18 protein-coding genes are annotated in these 21,072 nt (G+C 70.8%); 9 read left to right on the top strand and 9 right to left on the bottom strand.

Translation table 11 applies throughout. From position 1 onward, the window contains the following. The first annotated feature begins 1 nt into the window (after position 1). Together ACFV9G_RS08595 and ACFV9G_RS08600 are read left to right on the top strand one after the other, a co-directional pair. Positions 2-646, top strand: coding sequence for a response regulator (locus tag ACFV9G_RS08595; protein WP_378726844.1), 645 nt, complete (start codon positions 2-4; stop codon positions 644-646). Between the two features lie 93 nt (positions 647-739). Further along, the gene (locus tag ACFV9G_RS08600) at positions 740-1,135 is read left to right on the top strand and encodes a hypothetical protein (protein ID WP_378726754.1); all 396 of its coding nucleotides are present in this window, start codon (positions 740-742) and stop codon (positions 1,133-1,135) included. A 39-nt stretch (positions 1,136-1,174) separates the two neighbouring features. Here the strand turns inward: ACFV9G_RS08600 and ACFV9G_RS08605 are convergent, their stop codons facing one another. From ACFV9G_RS08605 to ACFV9G_RS08615, 3 genes are read right to left on the bottom strand one after another with little or no spacing between them, the layout of a single operon-like run. After that, positions 1,175-2,470 (bottom strand): MFS transporter, encoded by a 1,296-nt coding sequence (locus ACFV9G_RS08605; protein WP_378726756.1) that lies wholly within the window; start codon positions 2,468-2,470, stop codon positions 1,175-1,177. Continuing rightward, the gene (locus ACFV9G_RS08610; protein ID WP_378726758.1) at positions 2,467-3,114 is read right to left on the bottom strand and encodes a polysaccharide deacetylase family protein; all 648 of its coding nucleotides are present in this window, start codon (positions 3,112-3,114) and stop codon (positions 2,467-2,469) included. Before ACFV9G_RS08610 ends, ACFV9G_RS08605 begins: the two co-directional genes overlap by 4 nt. Next, positions 3,111-4,223: a glycosyltransferase gene (locus tag ACFV9G_RS08615; protein ID WP_378726760.1), complete on the bottom strand. Its 1,113-nt coding sequence runs from the start codon at positions 4,221-4,223 to the stop codon at positions 3,111-3,113. The genes ACFV9G_RS08610 and ACFV9G_RS08615 overlap by 4 nt, the downstream gene beginning before the upstream one ends. 91 nt (positions 4,224-4,314) lie before the next feature. Between ACFV9G_RS08615 and ACFV9G_RS08620 the strand changes: the two genes are divergently transcribed. Genes ACFV9G_RS08620 through ACFV9G_RS08635 form a run of 4 tightly spaced genes read left to right on the top strand, consistent with a single transcriptional unit; the run spans position 4,315 to position 8,766 of the window. After that, complete coding sequence (locus tag ACFV9G_RS08620; RefSeq protein ID WP_378726762.1) at positions 4,315-5,841, top strand: hypothetical protein; 1,527 nt, start codon at positions 4,315-4,317, stop codon at positions 5,839-5,841. Beyond that, the gene (locus ACFV9G_RS08625; protein ID WP_378726764.1) at positions 5,838-6,524 is read left to right on the top strand and encodes a response regulator transcription factor; all 687 of its coding nucleotides are present in this window, start codon (positions 5,838-5,840) and stop codon (positions 6,522-6,524) included. Before ACFV9G_RS08620 ends, ACFV9G_RS08625 begins: the two co-directional genes overlap by 4 nt. Beyond that, on the top strand, positions 6,521-7,963 hold the full coding sequence (locus ACFV9G_RS08630; protein WP_378726766.1) for an ATP-binding protein: 1,443 nt from the start codon (positions 6,521-6,523) through the stop codon (positions 7,961-7,963). Before ACFV9G_RS08625 ends, ACFV9G_RS08630 begins: the two co-directional genes overlap by 4 nt. A 35-nt stretch (positions 7,964-7,998) precedes the next feature. Next, complete coding sequence (locus ACFV9G_RS08635; protein ID WP_378726768.1) at positions 7,999-8,766, top strand: polyprenol monophosphomannose synthase; 768 nt, start codon at positions 7,999-8,001, stop codon at positions 8,764-8,766. On the opposite strand, the gene ACFV9G_RS08640 is transcribed toward ACFV9G_RS08635, so the two are convergent. The 6 genes from ACFV9G_RS08640 to ACFV9G_RS08665 all read right to left on the bottom strand — a co-directional run bounded on the left by ACFV9G_RS08640 (position 8,756) and on the right by ACFV9G_RS08665 (position 17,183). Beyond that, the gene (locus tag ACFV9G_RS08640) at positions 8,756-9,808 is read right to left on the bottom strand and encodes a M36 family metallopeptidase (protein WP_378726770.1); all 1,053 of its coding nucleotides are present in this window, start codon (positions 9,806-9,808) and stop codon (positions 8,756-8,758) included. The two genes, ACFV9G_RS08635 and ACFV9G_RS08640, sit on opposite strands and share 11 nt — an antisense overlap. 56 nt (positions 9,809-9,864) lie before the next feature. Next, positions 9,865-10,569, bottom strand: coding sequence for a TetR/AcrR family transcriptional regulator (locus ACFV9G_RS08645; RefSeq protein WP_378726772.1), 705 nt, complete (start codon positions 10,567-10,569; stop codon positions 9,865-9,867). 46 nt (positions 10,570-10,615) lie between these two features. After that, a complete protein-coding gene (locus ACFV9G_RS08650; RefSeq protein WP_378726774.1) occupies positions 10,616-12,298 on the bottom strand; it encodes an FAD-dependent oxidoreductase in 1,683 nt (560 codons plus the stop codon). Positions 12,299-12,311: 13 nt separating this feature from the next. Next, positions 12,312-13,307, bottom strand: coding sequence for a diiron oxygenase (locus ACFV9G_RS08655; protein ID WP_378726776.1), 996 nt, complete (start codon positions 13,305-13,307; stop codon positions 12,312-12,314). A 278-nt stretch (positions 13,308-13,585) separates the two neighbouring features. Beyond that, on the bottom strand, positions 13,586-15,574 hold the full coding sequence (thrS, locus tag ACFV9G_RS08660) for a threonine--tRNA ligase (protein WP_378726778.1): 1,989 nt from the start codon (positions 15,572-15,574) through the stop codon (positions 13,586-13,588). A gap of 103 nt (positions 15,575-15,677) precedes the next feature. Next, the gene (locus ACFV9G_RS08665) at positions 15,678-17,183 is read right to left on the bottom strand and encodes a PQQ-binding-like beta-propeller repeat protein (RefSeq protein WP_378726780.1); all 1,506 of its coding nucleotides are present in this window, start codon (positions 17,181-17,183) and stop codon (positions 15,678-15,680) included. 122 nt (positions 17,184-17,305) lie between these two features. Here ACFV9G_RS08665 and ACFV9G_RS08670 point away from each other — a divergent pair, with 122 nt between their 5' ends. From ACFV9G_RS08670 to ACFV9G_RS08680, 3 genes are all read left to right on the top strand, one after another. Continuing rightward, positions 17,306-18,460 (top strand): zinc-binding dehydrogenase, encoded by a 1,155-nt coding sequence (locus tag ACFV9G_RS08670; RefSeq protein WP_378726782.1) that lies wholly within the window; start codon positions 17,306-17,308, stop codon positions 18,458-18,460. 80 nt (positions 18,461-18,540) lie between these two features. Then, complete coding sequence (locus tag ACFV9G_RS08675) at positions 18,541-19,554, top strand: hypothetical protein (RefSeq protein ID WP_378726784.1); 1,014 nt, start codon at positions 18,541-18,543, stop codon at positions 19,552-19,554. Between the two features lie 91 nt (positions 19,555-19,645). Continuing rightward, entirely contained in the window at positions 19,646-20,944 is a 1,299-nt protein-coding gene (locus ACFV9G_RS08680) for a DEAD/DEAH box helicase (RefSeq protein WP_378726786.1), read from the top strand. The last annotated feature ends 128 nt before the right edge of the window (positions 20,945-21,072 follow it).

Raw genomic sequence — 21,072 nt, forward strand, 5'->3', positions numbered from 1 at the left:
GCTGAGGATCGTCCTGGCCGAGGACGCCGCGCTGCTGCGCGAGGGCCTCCTCGCCATCCTCGAGCGAGCCGGCCACGAGGTCATCGCCGCGGTCGGCGACGCGGACGCCCTGCTCGCCTTCACCGACCACACCCGTCCTGACGTGGTCATCACCGACATCCGGATGCCTCCGACCCACACCGACGAAGGGCTGCGTGCCGCCGCCGAGCTCCGCCGGCGGCACCCCGACCTGGCCGTCCTGGTGCTCTCCGCCTACGTCGCCGACGCCTACCTCGCCGAGCTCCTCGACACCACCGGTGGCGGCGGCATCGGCTACCTGCTCAAGGACCGGGTCGGCCACGTCCGGGACTTCCTCGACAGCCTGGACCGGGTCGCCGGCGGCGAGACCGTCGTCGACCCCCAGGTCGTACGCGGCCTCCTCAGCCGGCACCAGTCCGACGGTCCGCTCGACGTGCTCTCCGAGCGCGAGCGCGAGGTCCTGGGCCTGATGGCCGAGGGTCGCACCAACGGCAGCATCGCCACCACGCTCTTCGTCTCCGAGGCCGCCGTCCGCAAGCATGTCGGCAACATCTTCGCCAAGCTCCGGCTCGACCCGACCACCGACCGACGCGTCTCCGCCGTCCTCGCCTACCTGCGCGAGGCCTAGATGCCCTGCTCGCGGGGCCAGGTTCTCGCGGAACGACGATCGTGACATGAATCTGACAGCAGTCTGTCAGCGTCGCGCACCACCATGAGGGTCATGAGAATCCGACGAAAGATCAGATCAACGCGGATCGGCGTCGTGCTGGCCGGAGCAGTGATGGCCATCGCAACGTCGATCTCACTCGCTCCCGCCCCCGCGAACGCCATGTACGTCGACACCGCTTCGTGCCCGACCCTTGACGGCTGGGTGCGCGAGCAGAAGTGGGACAGCCAGCGGCAGGCTTGGCGCGACCACCACAAGTTCTACAACTACGGCTACTACAACTTCTCGAACGAGTACGGCACGCGCAGGATCGTCAACTGCCAGACCGGCAACGCGATGGCCTACCTCTGCTACGGCTACAACGGCACGAACTGCACAGTGCCGGTCTACGTTCATTTCACCTGGGAAGGCTCGATCACTCCGTTCAACTCGATCAAGCTGGCGCCCTGATCTCGGTCGGTCCGGGCTGCTTTCGCCCTGGCGGGGGCATCACACCTGGACCGAACCGGTCCGGCGCCGGGTGACGTGGACGAGCAGCGCGAAGGCGGCGACCTGCAGCCCACCGATCACCCCGGCCAGGACCGGGACGTGACCGGTGACCAGCGCGCCGGCCAGACCGCCGCCGGCGAGCGCGCCGAGGCCCTGGACGGCGGCGAAGACCCCGTAGGCCGTGGCCCGGCGAGGCGCGGGGACGAGGTCGGCGACGTACGCCTTCACCGTCGAGTCCTGGATGCCGTAGGCCACGCCCCACACCACGACACCGACCAGCACCAGCCAGAGCTGGGAGGCGAAGACGCACCACGGCACCAGGGCGACGAGGACGGGCACGACCAGGAGCACGCGGCTGCCCCGGCGGTCGAAGAGGTGGCCGGTGCCGAGCGCCGCGACGGCCTCGACCGCCATCGCCAGGGCGTAGACGAGGGGGACGGCGGCGGCGAGGAGGAGACCGTCCTCGACCATCCGGAAGGAGATCACACCGAACGTCATCAGGCCGGCGGTCATCATGGCGGCGGCCAGGGAGAAGAGATGGAACGTACGCGGCAGGTCACTGCCCGTCACGGCCCGGCCGATCGCCGCGAGCGTGCTCGGCGCGCGGCCCGCCGGGTCGACACCCTTCGCAGCCTGGGGCTCGGTCTCGGGCTCGGGCTCGGTCACGATCGGTGCCCGGCGGCGCAGCTGGGCCAGCAGCAGGAGCGAGATCGCACCGGGCACGGCGAGCAGCGCGAAGCCCGGCCAGATCAGCCCGGTCGCGGCGGCGACCCCGGCGAGCAGGAGCGGTCCGGAGAAGGCCCCGACCTGGTCCAAGGCCTTGTGGACGGCGAACCCCTTGCCCCTGCCGGTGGAGGTGGCCATCCGAGCCAGCAGGGCCGACTTGGCGGGGCTCCGGACAGCCTTCCCGGTGCGCTCGAGCAGGATCAGGGTCGCGGCGACGGCGAGCCCGGCAGCGCCGAGGAACGGCGTGACCGCGAGCAGCGGGACGCAGACCGCGGTCATGGCGTAGCCGAGCACGGTCAGCCGCCAGTGGTTGTGGCTCCGGTCGGCCCACACGCCGGTCACCAGCCGCAGCACGAGCGCGATCCCCTCGCCGGCACCGGTGATCAGGCCGACGGTCAGCGCGGAGGCGCCGAGGCTGCCGAGGAACGGCCCGGTCATCGCCCGCATGCCCTCATAGACCATGTCGGCGCAGAGGCTGACGAGGCCGAAGGCGAAGACCGTACGCCACGGCGTCCAGGCCCTGGGTCCCCCGGCGGGGCCGGCGTCGTGGCCGGACGATGTCTGCGTCACGTGGATCGATTCTCGCAGGGGACCTCGCGCCAGTGCTCACCCAGAGTGCCGACGTTCGCGGAGGCCAGCGGACCGGCCAGCAGGTGCTCGGTCGCTGCCAGCGTACGCCGCCAGTCGCCGTGCGGCGCGTGGAGGTCGGTGTCGTGCAGCAGGACCGTTCCGCCGGGCTGCAGCGTACGCAGGACGGTCGCGACGACGGTGGCCGGTGAGGCCGTTCGCTCCCACTCGCGTCCCCAGGCCGTCCACAGCACGGGAGTCAGGCCGAGGGCACGGCAGGCCAGGACGGCCTCGCCACTGGGCACCCCGTACGGCGGCCGATACCAGGTGACCTGGGCGCCGCTGATGTCCTCGACGACGTCGCGCGCCCGGCGCATCCCACGGGTCAGCCTGGTGGGTGGCAGCGCCAGGGTGCAGCGGTGCGTCCAGCCGTGGATCGCCAGCTCGTGCCCTTCCCGGCTGATCCGCCGGATCAGCTCGGGGTGCTCGACAGCCTGGGAGCCCAGGACGAAGAACGTCGCCCTCCGGCCGTGCGTGGCGAGGAGGTCGAGGAACGCCGGTGTGCTGGCCGGGTCGGGCCCGTCGTCGAAGGTGAGCGCGATGTGGGATCCGCCGCCGGCTCCCCGGGTGGCCGCGACCCGGCTCATGCCGCGACCTCCGTCGGGACGTGTCCGGTGATCAGGTCGAGGAGCTCGGGCGCACCCATGGGCAGGTGGCTCCGCCGCGGAGCGAGTCCGGCGCCGGCGAGGAATCGGGCGAGGTCCGTCGAGGTGCGGGCCCACGGGATCAGGCCGGCCGCTTCCAGGTTGACCGAGTTCGCGACACCGTGGCCCGGCAGCGGCCGGTAGGTGACCACCGGCGTACCGGAGGCCAGCGCCTCCAGCGAGGTGAACCCGCCGGCGTTCTGCACGACGCAGTCGCAGGCGCTCATCAGCGCCGGGATGTCGTCACGCCAGCCGAGCGCGACGACGCCGGGGATCCGGGACAGACGGCGACGCAGCCGGGTGTCGGTGCCGCACAGCACGACCGGCGTCATCCGTCCGTCGGCGAGGAGGTCGCGCGCGGTGGCCTCCAGCCGTCCCATGCCCAACGAGCCACCGGTGACCAGAGCCCAGGGTCCGGCGATGTCACCGGGCATCGGCTCCTGGCGGGGAGCGCCGAGCCCTGCCGGCCGCTCCGGGATGAGCGGCCGCACGACCTCCGTACGTCCGCCCCACCGTCGTGCCTCAGCGGCCGCGACCTCGTGGATGGCGAGGTTGAGGTCGACGCCGGCGTGGATCCACAGCGGGTGGACGGAGGTGTCGGTGAGGTAGGTGACCACGGGAGCCGCGAGCATGCCGCTCACGCGGGCGTGCCCGAGCGCCTGGGCACCGAACGGATGCGTGGTGAGGACCAGGTCGCAGCCACGCGTAGCCTCGACGATCCGGGCCGCGGTCGCGCCGAGGAGCCGGGTCACGACCCGGTACGCGGCGTGGTCCGGTTCGAGCAGCCGCAGCGTGGTCCCCCACGAGCCGGGGCGGCGACGGAGCTGGGCGTAGTAGACGCGCCGCAGGAGCGGACCGAGCCGGAACGGCAGCAGGGTCACGACGTCGTGGATCTCGACGTCACAGCCCGCGGCCATCAGGACACGGGCGATCTCGCGAGCGGCGGAGTTGTGACCGGCGCCGTAGCTGCCAGTGATCACCGCGACCCGGGGCGTCCCCGGGGCGAGGGCGAGCAGCGGCACCGCCGCGATGGGCATGGTCTGAGTCGTCATGGCGGCGAGGATGACTCCCCGCGGATGAAGGATTGATGAAACCCGAGGCGCATTCATCCAGCCTTCATGCACGCGTTCTTAGCGTGCGAGTGTGACCCTTCCTGTCAGCGGGCCGACGGCACCCGCGACCCCGGCGACAGCACCGCCCGTCCGCGCCCGGCGGTGGGCGACGGCCGGCGTCGTCATCCTCGCGATGCTGGTGGCCACGGCGGCGTGGCTGCCGTTCCTCGACCGGCCGTTGTCGGCGGACGAGAGTGGGTTCCTGATGCTCGCGCAGCAGTGGTGGCCGGGGCACTCGTTGTACGGCGATCTCTGGGTCGACCGGCCGCCGCTGCTGGTCTGGCTGTTCGCCGCGGCGGGGAATCTCGGCCCGGGCGGTGCGACGGCGACAGGTTTCGTGGCGCCGGGGGTCAAGATCCTCGGCGCCCTGGCCAGCGCGACGTCGGTGGGGCTCGCGGGCGTCCTCGCAAGCCTGGTCTCGCCGACGCGCCGCGGCCGGATCGCCTGCGTCGTGCTGGCCGCCGCGCTGCTGTCCAGCCCGCTGCTGGCGATGCCCGAGGTCAACGGTGAGCTGCTCGCGGTGCCGTTCGTCCTGGCCGGGCTGGTGTGTCTGATCGTGGCGCTGCGCGGATCCTGGGGATGGCGTACGGCCGGCCTGGCCGTCGGTGCCGGCGCGGCCGGCATGGCCGCGGCGCTGGTCAAGCAGAACGTCCTCGACGTGTTCGTGTTCGCCGCCGTCCTCGTCGTGGTCTCCTTCGGGCACGTGCCTCGGCTCGGGAGACGGGTCGCCGCGTTCGCCGGTGGCGCGATCACCGTCCTCGGCGCGGCGCTCGCCGGGGCCTGGGCCCACGGCACCTCGGCCGCCGGCCTGTGGGACGCCGTCGTGACCTTCCGCGGCCAGGCCTCCGAGGTGATCAACGCCTCCGCCTCGAGCGCGACCCTTCTCCGTGGGGCGGAGCTCGTCGCGGCGTCGGTGGTCTCCGGCGTCGCGGTGTTGCTGGTCGTCGCGGTGGCGGCGATCCTCACGCACCGGACCCGCCTCGCCTGGCCGGCGCTCGCGCTGACCGCCTGGGAGGTGTTCGGGATCGCCGCGGGCGGCAGCTACTGGCTGCACTACCTGACCGGCATCGTTCCCGGCCTGGTGCTGCTGGTGGCGATCGCCCCGCCGCGGGCAGGGCGTGCCCTGACCCGCGCCGTGGCCTACACGGTCGCGGTCACCCTCACCGTGTGGACCTATCGGGTCGCCTCCCCGCCTCCGCCCTCCCCCGAGGCGCAGGTCTCCACCTACCTGCGCGAGCACGCGCACAGCTCCACCGATGGCGTCGTGGTCGGGTTCGGCCACCCCGAGATCGTCGCCGCGAGCGGCCAGTACAGCGCCTACGAGTATCTGTGGAGCCTGCCGGTGCGGGTTCGCGACCCCGAGCTGAACCGGCTGCACTCCGTGCTGGCGGGGCCCTCGGCCCCGCGGTGGGTCGTCGTCGACGGCGGCAGTCTCGACTCGTGGGGACTGAACGCCGACGACGCGCAGCAGTATCTCGTGCGGCATTACGTTGAGAGGGTGAACTACGACAACTGGCACGTCTGGGAGCGCCGGGGCCCCGAGGGGACGAGGCGATGAGGATCCTGGTCGCCGAGGACGACGTACGCCTGGCGGGCCTGCTCGAACAGTCGCTGGCCGAGGCCGGCTGGCAGGTCGACGTCGCCCACAACGGGCGGGTCGCCTACGAGCGCCTGCTGAGCGATGCCGGCTACGACGTCGCGCTCCTCGACTGGATGCTGCCCGGCCTCGACGGCGTCACCGTCGCACGCCGGCTGCGCGACCTGGGGCTGGCGACGCCGATCCTGATGCTCACCGCCCGCGGGGACGTACGCGACCGGATCAACGGGCTCGACGCCGGTGCCGACGATTACCTGCCCAAGCCGTTCGACCTCGACGAGCTCCTGGCACGACTACGCGCGCTCTACCGGCGTGGCGGGTTCAGCGGCGAGGCACCCGCGCAGATCGGCGACCTGGTGGTCGATCCCGGCGCACGCCGGGTCACTCGTGGCGGCGTCGAGATCACCCTGTCCACCCGCGAGTTCGACATCCTCTATCTGCTCGCCTCGCACGCCGGGCAGGTCGTCACCCGGCTGCGGATCCTCGACGAGGTCTGGGACGGCGAGACCGACCTGCGCAGCAACGTCATCGACGTGCACGTGGCCGCGATCCGCGGCAAGATCGACCGACCGTTCGGCACCGACACGATCACCACCCTGCGCGGAGCCGGCTACCGCCTCGAGACGGCGCCGTCGAGCCGATGAGCTCGCTGACCGTTCGCCTCTCCCGGCTGCCGCTGCGGGTACGCCTCGTCGCCGGCTTCTCCGCCGCGAGCCTCGTCGTCCTGATCGCCGCCGGGGTCTTCGTCTACTGGCGCGTCGACTACGCGCTCGACCGTGGCCTCGACACCGAGCTCACCCAGGCCCGTTACGCGCTCGAGCCGCTGGTCGGCGCCGATGGCCGGGTCAGCACCCGGTCCGCGGCCGATGCCACCGGCGTTCCCTGGCAGGTGCTGGGCCCGGACGGCACCGTCATCGACCGCGGGGGCGCAGCGGGGACCACTCCCCTGGTGCCCGCATCCCGGCTGGACCGGGTGACCACGACGCCGCGCACCTTCAACGTCGGCGACTTCCTGCCCGCCGCCGCCAAACCGTATCGGCTGCAGGTGGTCCGGCTCTCGACCTTACCGCGGCGCTACCTGCTGGTCGGCGTGCGGCGCGACCACCGCGACGAGGCGTTGCGCGAGCTTCTCCTCCAGCTCGGCCTCGCTGGCCTCGGCGCCCTGTGCGTCACCGCGCTGGTCGGCGACCGGCTGGCCCGCGCCGCGCTGCGCCCGGTCGAACGCTATCGGCGCCAGGCCGCCGCGATCACCGCCGGCAACACGAGTCTTCGGCTCGACGTGCCACCTCAGCGCGACGACGAGATCACCCGCCTGGGCGACACCTTCAACGACATGCTCACCAGTCTCGAGGCAGCGCTGGACCGGGAGCGACAGTTCGTCACCGAGGCCAGCCACGAGCTGCGTACGCCGATCACGCTGCTGACCAGCCGGATCCAGCTGGCGCTGCGACGTCCTCGCAGCGCGGTCGAGCACGAGCGCATCCTCACCGAGCTCATGGTCGACCTGGACCGGCTCGCCACGCTCTCGGAGCAGCTGCTCCAGATCGGCCGGTCCGAGGGCAGCCACCCGGCAGGGGATGCCGACCTGGTGACCGTCACGGCGCGTACGGTCAATCAGCGTCGGCTTGCCGATCCCGATCACGCCGGCAGCCTCACCGTGACCCTTCCCGAAGAACCCGTGCCCGCGCCGATGGCGGACTTCGAGCTGGAGCGGGTGCTCAGCAACCTGCTCGACAACGCCTCGACCCACGGCGCACCACCCGTGCAGGTGAGCGTGGACGAGCCGGCCCCAGGGTGGGCGCGGCTGACGGTCGCGGACGCCGGCCCCGGGATGCCACCCGCGTTGCTGACCACGGCGACGCAGCGCTTCACCCGCGCCGAGGAGGCGCGCGCACGACCCGGCTCGGGACTGGGCCTGTCCCTGGTCGGCACGCTCGTCTCTCGCGCCGGCGGCGAGCTGAGGCTGTGCCACGACGGCCGCCACGCCACGTACGGCTCCCCCGCTCCGGTCACGTGCACCCACGGTTCGGAGATGACGGTCACCGTGCTCCTGCCGACCGACCGCACCGATCCCACCGGTTAATCCGTCCTTCACGTCCGGATCCGTACGGTCCCTTCATGCGTTGCGTCATCATCGTGCCGACCTTCAACGAGGCGGCCACCCTCCCCACGCTGCTCACGAGCCTCGAGACCGTCAGGGCCGCCGGCGACCGGGCGAGTATCGACGTCCTGGTCGTCGACGACGGCAGCCCGGACGGCACCGCCGCGCTGGTCGAGGCGCACGAGGGGTTCGGCGACTGGCTCGCCCTGCTCGGCCGTACGTCCAAGGACGGTCTGGGGGCGGCGTACCGGGCCGGTTTCGCCGCGGCCGTCGCCGGCGGCTACGACGCGATCGTCCAGATGGACGCCGACGGCTCCCACCCTGCCGCCGAGATCCCGGCGATGCTCGCGCTGCTGCGCACCCACGACGTCGTCCTCGGGTCCCGGTACGTCCCGGGCGGCGCCACCGAGAACTGGCCGCTGCGCCGGCGCGCGCTGTCCTGGTGCGCCAACGCCTACGCCCGCCGCGTGCTGGGGCTGAGGACGCACGACACGACCGCGGGGTTCCGCGCGTGGCGCACCGAGGCGCTGGTCCGGGCCGGAGTCCTGCAGACGACCTCGACCGGCTACGGCTTCCAGGTGGAGAACACCTGGCGCTGCGAACGGCTGGGCCTGCGCGTGGCCGAGCATCCGATCACGTTCGTCGAGCGCACCGCCGGCACGTCCAAGATGAGCGGCGAGGTGGCCCGCGAGGCCGCCGTCATGGTGCTGCGATGGCGGCTCGCGGAGCTCACCTCCGCCCGGCCGCACCCGGTGGGCGCGTCCGGCGCCATGATCAGAAGGTGATCCCCCGGGCGGCGAACCGGTCGCGGACCAGGTCGGCGGCCGCCTGGCCGTCGCGAGCAGCCGCCGCGGCGTACGTCTCGGCGGCTGCGGCCTGGAAGCTGGTGTCGGGGGCGTAGGAGAACTGGGAGTAGATCAGGGTGGTGTCCCAGTCGCGGGTGGAGAGGCCGAGGGCCTGGTAGCCCTCGCGGATCTCCCACAGCGCCTGGCTCCAGATCTGGCCGTCGTAGTGCACCTGGTTGCGGCGGTCCTCGAGGGTCAGGTCGAGGTGGAAGCTGCGGATGCAGTGCGGGGCGTCGGTGTAGGAGGTCGAGTCCCAGTCCATCGGGCACGACGGGTCGGCGGCCACCGGCCAGCCGAACTCCGCGGCGGCGTCGAGCCCGACGGTGACGGCGAGATAGTCGCCGAAGGACTCCCCGATCGCGCCGGCGTCCAGGCTGCTGCCGTAGCCGGGCACCTGGCTGGCGTGGACGGCGTGGCCGTACTCGTGGACGATCACCTCGGCGTCCTCGGCGTCGTCGACACCACCCTTGCCCAGCCGGATCCGGTAGGGCTTGTCGGTCTGGTAGGAGTTGTCGCCGCCGTACTGGTTGATCTTCACCGAGAACGGCTCGTTCAGGACACCCGGGAGCGTCTCGCCGAAGCCGAGGGTGTGCAGGTAGGTCTGCGCCCGGGTCACCCAGAAGTAGCCCATGACCTGCTCGAACTGGTCCTGGTGGCGGTCGTAGGAGAAGGTGTTGGTGGTCGAGCGCGCGGGCGTGCCGGTGCTCGACTCGACGACCGCGTAGTCGCCGCGGAGGTAGCCCGAGCCGTCCAGGTGGGTGAGCGGAACCTGGGCGTAGGCGCTGTCCGGGACGGCGCTCGCGGCGTCCTTCTGGTCGCTCAGGTCCTGGTCGTTGCTGGACTGGACCGGGTTGACCATGAAGACGCGGGCGGTGCCCTCGGAGGATCCGCTGTCCGGGGCCGCGGTGGCCGGGATCAGCGGGGCGGCGAGCCCGGCGGTGGCCGCCAGGCCGGCGGTGACGGCGATCGAGAGTCTGCGCATGTGGGGCATGGTCTTCTCCTGGACTGAACGGCCGTGCGGCCGGTGATACCGGGAGGTTATACCGCCAGGATGTCCTTGGACAGGAGTTCTTCCAGCGGAAGGTCGGGATCGAGCTCGATCCCGAAGCTACGGGCATGGCCGTCGATGACGAACCAGATCGACTGGGCGGTGAGCCGCTCCAGCGTCTCGGCGGGCAGGCGCTCACCGGTCCGGGTCAGCCAGCGGCGTACGGCACCGAAGACCGCGCCGACCAGGCCGTAGATCAGCGGGTCGAGCGCCTCGGCCTCCTCCTCGGTGGGGTTGCCCCCGAGGGCGAGGACGGCGGTGCCGACGATCGCCGAGATCCGGCCCGCGAGCTGCTCCATCCCCTGCTGGAAGGGGCCGTCGTCACCACCGTCGATGTCGTGGTCGGCGGCGAGGTGGAGAGCCGGATGGGCCCGGGCCCAGCGGACATAGGTGCCGATGATCCGCTCGATGATCTGCGGCACGGTGCCGTCGAGGGTGATCCCGGGCATCAGGTCGGACCAGAGACCGTCGAGGATCGCCTGCTGCACGGCCCGGTCGAGGTCGGCGCGGTCCTCGAAGTGGCGGTAGATGACCGTGCGGGACAGTCCGGCGCGCACCGCGATCTGCTGCACCTGTACGTCGGCGCCCGGCTCACCGGCCTCGATCACCGCGATGGCGGCGTCGATGATCTGCTGGCGGCGCTGCTCGTTGTGCTTGCTCCACCGGTCCTGCCGACCATCGCGCTTCTCGGCCACCCGAGTCTCCCCCTGCTCCCCTGCTTCGCTCCGTGTCGAGAGCGTCTCAGCGCTCCTTGCGACGTCCAAGAGAGTATCGGGGTTTCCGCGACTTCGCGGCGATGCCCCGCATCTCCTCGACATCGGTGATCTTCACCCGCGGACGGCCGGACTCGGCGCCGCGACGCTTCTCCTCGCGGTCGATCGCCTGCCAGCCGGCCAGGTCGACCATGGCGGGCTGGCGGCTGCGTACGACCGCGGTGATCTCGCCGGCGTCACCGACCGGGGCCGGGATCCGGTCCGCGTCGAGGTCGTCGAGCAGCTGCCCGACCGTCTCCTCTGCGTCGGACTTGTTGGTGCCGATGAAGCCGTTGGGGCCGCGCTTGACCCAGCCCGCGACGTAGACACCCGGGAGCACCCGGCCGCGCTCGTTGGGGACGGTGCCGGTGGCGGCGTCGTAGGGCAGGTCGGCCACGGGCAGGCCCTTGTAGCCGACCGCGCGCAGGAGCATGCCGGTCTCGAGGACCTCGGTCTCACCGGTGGGAACGGCCCGGACGACACCGTGCTCGTCGCGCTGCAGACGGTTGCGACCGACCTCGACCCCGGCGACCCGGCCCTCGCCCAGCACACGCACCGGCGAGCTGAGGAACCGCAGCACGACCGTACGCAGCTCCGGACGCACCTCGCGGCCGGCGAGCTCGCGCAGCAGCCGGGTGGTGGTCGCGCCGCCGGCGAGCGACTCCTCGATCGGAAGGTCCCCGGTGTCCACCACGACGTTGATTCCGGTGTGCCCCATCAGCCCGACCAGCTCGGGCACGGTGAAGGCCGCCTCCTCGGGCCCCCTGCGCCCGAGGACGACGACCTCCCGCACCGCGCTGTCGCGCAGGACCGCCAGCGGCCCCTCGGCGATGTCGGTGCCGGCCAGCCGCTCGGGGTCCTCGGCGAGGATCCGGGCGCAGTCGAGCGCCACGTTGCCGTTGCCGACGAGGACGACCCGCCCCGACGGGAGGGAGTCCGGGTCGAGGTGGACGGGCAGGTCCTGCTTGTCGGGATGGCCGTTGTACCAGCCGACGAAGTCGGTCGCGCTGAGCGAGCCGGGCAGGTCGTCGCCGTCGATCCCGAGGGCCCGGTCGCTCGCCGCGCCGACGGTGTAGACGACCGCGTCGTAGCGAGCGGTCAGCTCGGCGTGGGAGACGTCCTTGCCGACCTCGACACCCAGGAAGTAGCGGAACCCCGGCTGCGACTCGATCTGCGCGAAGAGCCTCTCGATCTGCTTGGTGTTCTGGTGGTCCGGCGCGACCCCGGCCCGGACCAGGCCGTACGGCGTCGGCAGCCGGTCGAAGACGTCGACGGTGATCTCGGGGTGCTTGAGCAGCTCGTCGGCGGCGTACATCCCCGCCGGCCCGGCCCCGACCACCGCGACCCGGAACGGCCCGGTGCGGGTCAGCCGGCGCTGGGGGTGGACCAGGGCGAGCGGCGTGCGGTCCTGGTGCGGGAAGACCTCGAAGTACTCCGCATTGATCGCCAGGAACGGCGTCTGCGCGGCACTCAGGGTCGTGTGCGGGACGATGGCGTCGGCCGGGCAGGCCGTGATGCAGGCTCCGCAGTCGACGCAGCTCTTGGCGTCGACGTAGAGCATCTCGGCCTCGCCGAAGCCGGGCTCGCCCGGGGCGGGGTGGATGCAGTTGACCGGGCAGGCGACCACGCACGAGGCGTCCGCACAGCACGACTGGGTGACGACGTGAGGCACTGGTGACCGGTCCTCAGTACGAGGCCGCGCGCGGCTCGGCACGGAAGCGCGAGGGGCGACCGTCGATGCCGGTCAGCCGCCACAGCACCTTGGCCGGGCCCTTGCGGATGCCGAGGTTGTCGGCCAGGAGGCGTACGTCACCGAAGAGGTCACGCAGCAGCTTCTCGGACTCCGCGGAGTCCCACCAGATCTCCTTCGCTACCTCGTCCGGGATGCCCATGTCGTGGCGGGCCTGCTTGCTCGGGACCATGATCACGTCGCAGAGCAGGCGCATGATGACCGGGAAGAGGTAGGCCAGCAGCGTCTTCTTCACGCGGCCGAGCTCGGGCACGTGCTGCTCGAGGTACTGGTGGGCGAAGCCGATGTGGCGGGCCTCCTCGGCGATGTGGATCTGCATGATCCGGTTGGCCGCGGGGTGGCTGCCGCCGGAGCGCATCGCGCCCTTCTGCAGGTGGTCGATCGGCTCCTCGCCGGCGAGGATGCCGGTGAAGAACGCCTCCGGGAAGAACGCGCCCGCCGAGGCCATGAAGGGCACCAGGACCTTGAAGTAGGTCGGCGCGCCCGCCACGTCGGGGTTCACCCGGTTGACGAACTCCTGGAACATCTGGGTGTGGTGGGTCTCCTCGGTGACCTCGTGGGTCGCGTAACGGAACTCCGGGTTGTTGTTCGACGACCAGACCAGGTGGTTCATGACGCCGCCGATGAGCAGCTGCTCGAACTGCAGGCCGACCTTGGCGACCTGGGCCCAGCGGTACATCCCGATCTCGATCTGGCGCTGCTTCGACAGCGCCTTGTACCACGGGTGGGCACCGATCTCGTCGGAGTCGTTGAGGATCCAGCGCTCGTCGTCGGGCAGCACCGCAAGCTCGTCGGAGTCCCAGTCGATGTCCTTGAACGGGTCGAAGTGCACCTCCACCGAGGCCTCCGACAGCGTACGAAGCGTGTCGAGGTAGGCCTGCTTGCCCTGGCGGACGTATCCAGCGGACTTCTCATCCTGAACAGCGGTCATGACGATCGCTCCTTTGCATCGCTGAGTTCTACGTTGAGCTGACGACGTGACCCACGTTACCCGGACACGCGTCCCGATAACAAGAGTACGCGCGACTTCGTGTCACGCGTATCTTCGGGGCATACGAAAGCGCCCCGTCCTCTTCGGGACGGGGCGCTCATCGATCGCGGAGGCTGGATCTCGACCCGCCCGTCGCTTCCGCTCGCAGGCTCGCGGAAGCGGGGCTCGCTCGATCTCTTCGCGTTGTGACCCTGCTCGTGCCTCGCAGGGTCACAGGCTCAGACCTGCTCGTGCGACTCCACAGCGGCGACGATCCGCTCGATGGCCTCGTCGACCGGGATGCCGTTCTCCTGGTGGCCGTCGCGGTAGCGGAAGCTGACCGCGCCCTTCTCGACGTCCTCGCCTCCGGCGATCAGCATGAACGGGATCTTCTGGAGCTGGGCGTTGCGGATCTTCTTCTGGAAGCGGTCGCTCGACTCGTCCACCTCGACGCGTACGCCTGCCTTCTTCAGCTTGCCGGCGATGTCGTAGACGTAGTCGTTGAACGCATCCGCGACCGGGATCATCTCCACCTGGACCGGGGCGAGCCACGGCGGCATGGCGCCGGCGTAGTGCTCGACCAGCACACCCAGGAACCGCTCGATCGAACCGAACTTCGCCGAGTGGATCATCACCGGCTGCTGGCGGGTGCCGTCGGCGGCCTGGTACTCCAGGTTGAACCGGTCCGCGGCCGGCTGGTTGAAGTCGTACTGCACCGTGCCCATCTGCCAGGTCCGGCCGATCGCGTCCTTGGCCTGGACGGAGATCTTCGGTCCATAGAACGCCGCACCGCCCGGGTCGGGCACGAGGTCGAGACCGGTCTCGGACGCGACGTCCTCGAGGATCTTGGTGGCCTCGGCCCAGTCCTCGTCACTGCCGACGAACTTGTCCTTGTTGGAGTCGTCGCGGGTCGACATCTCCAGGTAGAAGTCGTCGAGACCGAAGTCCTTGAGGACGGTCAGCATGAAGTCGAGCAGGTGCTTGACCTCGGCCGGTGCCTGCTCCTTGGTGCAGTAGGAGTGGGAGTCGTCCTGGGCGAAGCCACGCACGCGGGTGAGGCCGTGGATGACGCCCGACTTCTCGTTGCGGTAGACCGAGCCGAACTCGAACAGGCGCAGCGGCAGCTCGCGGTAGGAGCGCCCGCGAGAGCGGAAGATCAGGTTGTGCATCGGGCAGTTCATCGCCTTGAGGCGGTAGTCCTGCCCGTCCACGTCCAGCGCCGGGAACATGCCGTCGCCGTAGTAGGGCAGGTGGCCCGAGGTGTGGAAGAGCTGCTCACGCGCGATGTGCGGGGTGCCGACGTACTCGAAGCCGTGCTCGATGTGCTTGGCGCGTACGTAGTCCTCCATCTCCCGCTTGATGATCCCGCCCTTGGGGTGGAAGACCGGGAGGCCGGAACCGATCTCGTCCGGGAAGGAGAACAGGTCGAGCTCACGGCCGAGCTTGCGGTGGTCGCGGCGCTCGGCCTCCTCGATCCGGGTCAGGTGGGCGTCGAGCGCCTCCTTGGACTCCCAGGCGGTGCCGTAGATGCGCTGGAGCTGCTTGTTCTTCTCGTCGCCACGCCAGTACGCCGCGGCGCTGCGCATCAGCTTGAAGGCCGGGATCCGCTTGGTGGTCGGCAGGTGCGGGCCGCGGCACAGGTCCTTCCAGGCGATCTCGCCGTTGCGGTCGAGGTTGTCGTAGATGGTCAGCTCGCCACCGCCGACCTCGGCACTGGCGCCTTCGGCGGCATCGGCCGCCGAGCCCTTGAGGCCGATCAGCTCGAGCTTGTAGGGCTCGTCGGCCAGCTCGACGCGGGCGTCGTCGTCGGTGGTGACCCGGCGGGAGAACTTCTGGTTCGCCTTGATGATCTTCTTCATCCGGGACTCGATCTTGACCAGGTCCTCGGGCACGAACGGGGTCTCGACGTCGAAGTCGTAGTAGAACCCGTCGGTGACCGGCGGGCCGATCCCGAGCTTGGCCTCCGGGAAGAGCTCCTGCACCGCCTGCGCCATCACGTGCGCGGTGGAGTGACGCAGGATGTCGTGGCCGTCCTTGGAGTCGATCAGGACACCCTCGACCTCGTCGCCGTCGGCGAGCTCGTAGGCGAGATCCTTGAGGTCCTCACCGACCCGGGCCGCGATCACGTCGGGGTTGTCCGCGAAGAGCTCCCACGCCTTCGTGCCCGTAGTGACCGTCCGCTCCTCGCGCCCGTCGGGGGTGAGTACGGCGATCTTGATCTCGGACACGATTTCTCCTGGCATCGTTCGGGTGGACTAGGGCCACGCCGATCGTATCCAGATGGTGGCGCACACCGTGCATCAAGCACCGCCGGACATCACCGGGACCGGCTCACTCATAGCGCCAGACGGTGTGCTCGTCGTTGACGAAGATCGCCCCCGCCCCGGCGGCTACCTCGACATCCTGGCCGGGCTCCTCTTCCGTCGCCAGCGAATCGACCTCGTCGAGCGTGAGCGTCCACTCCGGCGCGTCACGGCCCCACTCCCGGTATCCGATCGTCGCTCCGTCGACGGTGTAGACACCTGCGTCGAGCGTGGCCGCCACGTGGTCGTAGCCGTTCTCAGCCAAGGCTCCGTCGATGTCGAAGAGGCGGCCGCTCGACCTCTGCAGGGTCATCTCCTTCCCGTCGACGGCGACGACATCGACCGCCATCCACCCGAAGCCGCCTTCGACGATGTCAAGGCTCCCCGCCTCGCCCTCCTTGCCGTAGATCGGGAACGGCGGCGTGGGGCTCACCGACGTTCCCGCGGCCTCGTCGTAGGAGTACGGCGGCGAGACTGCGTACCTGTTGCCCGCGACACTCATCACGTCACCGGAGACGTTCTCGGTCCACAGGCTCTTGCCCGTCTTCGGGTCGAAGGCGAACAGGCTGCCGGACGTCACCAGAACGAAGTCGTCGTTGGCGCGAAGCCCGAGCAGATACTCCTCCGCCAGGCCTGCGGCATGGCCCGCGGGCAGCTCAGTGCTCCACTCCTGCTCGCCGCTCTCCTCGGCATAGCGGGTCAGCTGGTCGCCGTCGAGGGCGAAGGTCGCATCGTCGGCGTAGGCGAAGTCCTGCCCGGTGATGCTCCAGTCCTCCTCCTTGCTCTCGGGATCGAGCTTGGTCAGCTTCTCGCCGACCCGGACCACAAAGTCGCCGTCCTCGGCGATGCCTTGGAGACCGACCTCCGGATCGGTGTTCTCCCAGACGACCTCGCCGTCGTAGTCGAACACGACGTCGCCGCTGTCGCTGTCGCTGCCCGCGCTGGAAGCCGTGGCGACGTACCAGCTCGCCGTGATCAGCTTCTGGTCCTCGTAGAAGTTGAGGTAGTTGTAGGGGTGCCGCTCGTCGCGCCAGCGCTCCTTGCCGTCCTCGTCCAGGGCGACCAGCCCAGGCTCCTCGCCACCCAGCTTGACCAGGTTGAGCCCCGGTCCGGGGTGGACGTACGCGACCGGCTTGTCGGACTCCCAGGACCACTCCTGGCTCGGCTCGGTCGTCACCGGCCCTGCGGTCAGCTCGCCGCCCTCGTCGTCGCGCAGGAGCAAGAAGGCGGTGATGCCGATACCGGCGACGAGGACCAGCGCCACACCGATGGCGAGACCGATCCACAGTCCTGTCCGCTTCTTCGGGCCCGGCGCCGGGAAGCCTGGCGGAGGCGTCCCCGGCGCCGCCCACTGGGCAGGCGGCGGGGGTGGCGGGGGTGGCGGGGTCCATGAGCCCGGCACCAGGGTCGGTTCGTCGTGAATGCCCGGCGGGGGCGGGCCGAATCGCGGAACCCCACAGGTGGGGCAGGCGGTCACACCGGCAGCGAGCTGCGTACCGCAGCGCGGGCAGGTCGGTTGGGGCATCTGGGTCATGATTTCATCGTTTATCAGACGTATCCATCGTTTTGCCTTCGAAACGCACCGTTTCCCGGCAATCAGATGGGTCGACCGGGTCGACATGATCCGCGCCGCAGCGCACGGTAGCGTCAGTCGTGATGACTCAGATGCGCGCAACCGTGGTCCACAACGGCGAGCTCTCGGTGCGGTCGGTGCCGCGACCGGAGCCCGGGCCGGGTCAGCTGCTGATCAAGGTGCTGCGCACCGGGATCTGCGGCTCCGACCTGCACGTCCGCGAGCACGCCGACGAGCTCAACCAGGTGGTCACCGAGATCGGCTACACGACCGCTATGACGCCGGACCAGGAGATCGTGCTGGGCCACGAGATCCTCGGCGAGGTCGTCGCCTACGGCTCGGAGACCCGCGGTCGCTGGGAGCCGGGCACCTCGGTGGCGGCGCTGCCGGTGCTGCGTACCGACGGGGCGATCCACATGGTCGGCTTCGACGTCGACTCCCCCGGCGGCTTCGCGGAGTACTGCGTCGTTCAGGAGGCCTTCACCTTTCCGGTCCCCGATGGCGTCTCGCCCGACCAGGCGGTCTTCACCGAGCCCCTGGCGGTCGCCTTCCACGCCGTACGCCGCGGAGCGGTCTCCGCGCGGCGCCCCGCCGTGGTCATCGGCTGCGGCCCGATCGGGCTCGCCGTCATCCTCATGCTCAAGGCGCAGGGGGTGAAGACGGTCGTCGCCTCCGACCTTTCCCCCGCGCGCCGCGCGCTCGCGGTGAAGTGCGGTGCCGACGTGGTCGTCGACCCGCGCGAGTCCTCGCCGTGGGACGCCTACAAGCAGCGTGGCCCGGTGAAGTCCCTGACCGACTACCTGGGCTTCGGGATCGACGCGATGCAGGTCGTACGCCGCATCCCCCTGCTCCCCTGGGAGACGGTGCTGCTCAACGCCGACCGCCTGGGGCAGTCGCCGACCGGCCCGGTGGTCTTCGAGTGCGTCGGCGTGCCCGGGATGCTGGAGCAGATCATGACCGCGGCGCCGCTGCACACGCGGGTCGTGGTGGTCGGGGTGTGCATGGAGCCGGACACGATCCGGCCGGCGATCGCGATCCACAAGGAGATCGACCTGCGGTTCGTGTTCGGCTACGACCCGGCGGAGTTCGCGCGCACGCTCGAGCTGATCGCCGGCGGAAAGGTCGACCCCTCACCGCTGCACACCGGGACCGTCGGGCTCGACGGGGTCGCTCAGGCCTTCAACGATCTGGCCGACCCGGAGACGCACGCGAAGATCCTGGTCGACCCCTGGGCGTGATCAACGGTTCTGGTGAACGGATTCATGGCATACCCCGATAGGCTTCCGATCTCGATCGTCCATCGCCTCCGAAAGAGCTCGTGACCCCCACCACCGGCCCCAAGTCCCGTCTCATCATGCCGTCTCGGCGGATCCTGCGGCTGCAGCGGCGCACCACCGCCGCGGTCGTGCTGCTCACTCTCGGCCTCGGAGCGCTGGCGATGCTGCTCCCCGTCGCCGCGGTCGCCCAGCAGGTCGCGGACCGCTGGAACAGCGGTCGATGGGCGGAGGTGAAGGTGGTGGAGCGCTGCGAGTTCGACGCGGGCACCGGCGACATCCTCGCCTGCACCGGCCGGTGGAAGGTCGCCGGCGAGCAGGTGACCGGGCAGATCCACGGCACCCTGCGCGACATCGGCCGCGACCCGAACCCGTCCAAGGCGACCTTCCGGATGTGGGTGGTCGGCGCGGACGCCTACGGCGAGCATGCGATCAACCCGTGGCCGGTACGCATCCTCGGCATGGGCCGCGATCCGGTGCTCTGGGGTGGTCTCGGGCTCGTCGTGCTCGGCCTGGCGGTGCTTCCGACACGGCGGGCATGGCTGCGTACGCCGAGCGAGGAGTCGCTCTCCGAAGATCTTGTCATCCGGCTGAGCACCCACCCGGCGCACGGGCGGGCCTGGCTGGTTCCGGTCGGGCTGCTCGGCGGCCCTGCGCTGGTCGGGCTCGGCGCCTGGATCGCGACCCGCCCGCAGCTGCCGATCGTGATCGTCCTGGCCGGCTCGGCGGTCGCACTGGCCGGGCTGGGGCTCGGCTTCCGGCTCACCTGGCTCGGGCTGAGGCGGCCGCTGGCGGTCGACCTGGGACTGTACGAAGGCGGGCTGGTCCTGGAATATGCCCGGCACACCGATGTCGTGCTGTGGGACGACGTGGTCAGGATCGACACCGGTGTCGCCGACTCGCGCAAGCCCAACCCGCGCATCGACATCACCCTGCACCTCGTCACCGGCCGCTCGCTGCCGCTGCCTCAGGTCGATCACCAGCACAGCCTGGCCGCACATCTGCGCCTGCATGAGCCGACGATTCTGGTGGACGGATCACCTACCGGTAGTATCTGACCCATCAGCGGCCCGTTCCGGTCTTGCCCCCGGCTGCTTTCGGTATCAACTCATTATGGCGAGACACCTCGCTTGAAAAGTTGACTCCTCCTTGTCTCAGCAGAGCTTCAGCGCGCTCGGCGTGCCCGCAGACCTCACCGCCGTCCTCGACCACCACGGCATCACCTCCCCCACCCCGATCCAGGCCGCGACCCTGCCGGACTCCCTCGCCGGGCGCGACGTGCTCGGTCGCGGGCGGACCGGGTCGGGCAAGACGTACGCCTTCCTGCTTCCGCTCGTCGCCCGCCTCGCGGGTGGCGCCCGGGCGAAGTCCGGCAAGCCGCGGGCGCTCGTGCTCGCCCCGACCCGTGAGCTGGTCCGCCAGATCGAGGAGTCGCTGCGGCCGCTCGCCGCAGAGGCCGGCCTGAGCGTCCAGACCGTCTTCGGTGGTGTCGGGCAGAACCCGCAGGTCATCGGCCTGCGCAAGGGTGCCGACGTCGTGCTCGCCTGCCCCGGCCGCCTTGAGGACCTGATCTCGCAGCGTCACGCCGACCTGTCCTCGATCGAGGTCACCGTCCTGGACGAGGCCGACCACATGGCCGACCTCGGCTTCCTGCCCGCCGTGCGGCGCCTGCTGGCGATGACGCCGAAGGGCAGCCAGCGCCTCCTGTTCAGCGCGACGCTCGACAAGGGCGTCAACGTGCTGGTCAAGCAGTTCCTCCAGCAGCCGGTCATCCACGAGGCCGACTCGGCGCAGTCGCCGGTGGCCGAGATGGAGCACCACGTGCTGCATCTCTCGGCCCGCGAGCACCGCATCCCTGTGCTCGCCGACCTCGCCGCCGCTCCGGGCCGCACCGTCGTCTTCACCCGCACCAAGCACGGCGCCAAGGGCGTCGCCCGCCAGCTCGGCCGCGCCGGCATCCCGGCCGTCGAGCTCCACGGCGACCTCTCCCAGAACGCCCGCGTGCGCAACCTGGAGGCGTTCCACTCCGGCCGGGCGACCACGCTGGTGGCCACCGACATCGCGGCCCGCGGGATCCACGTCGACGACGTCACCCTCGTCGTCCACGCCGACCCGCCCGCCGAGCACAAGGCCTACCTGCACCGCTCCGGGCGTACGGCCCGCGCCGGCGCCTCCGGCACCGTGGTCACCCTGATGCTGCCCGACCAGGTCAAGGACGTCCGCACCCTGACCCGGGCCGCCGGTATCAAGCCGACCACCACCCGCCTCGACGGCCCCAGCCACCCGATCCTGGTCGAGCTGGCTCCGGGCGAGCGCAGCCGCCCCGGCCCGTTCGTCCCGGTCGTCACCCAGCCGCCGCGCCGCCCCGCCGGCGAGGGCACCGGCAACCGGAAGAGCCGCCCCGGCTCGCGTGCCCGCAAGCGCCAGCGGGCTGCTGGCAGCCGCTGAGTCTCCACCGTCGGTCGAGCCGCCGGAGCCGCTAGGCGAAGGCGTGTCGAGACCAACACAGTCCCCTCGGCGCTCGATGGGACCGTGTTGGTCTCGACACGCTCGGCCGCAGGCGGCCTCGCGGCTCG

The sequence above is a fragment of the Nocardioides sp. NPDC059952 genome, assembly GCF_042730435.1.
Lineage (GTDB): Bacteria > Actinomycetota > Actinomycetes > Propionibacteriales > Nocardioidaceae > Nocardioides.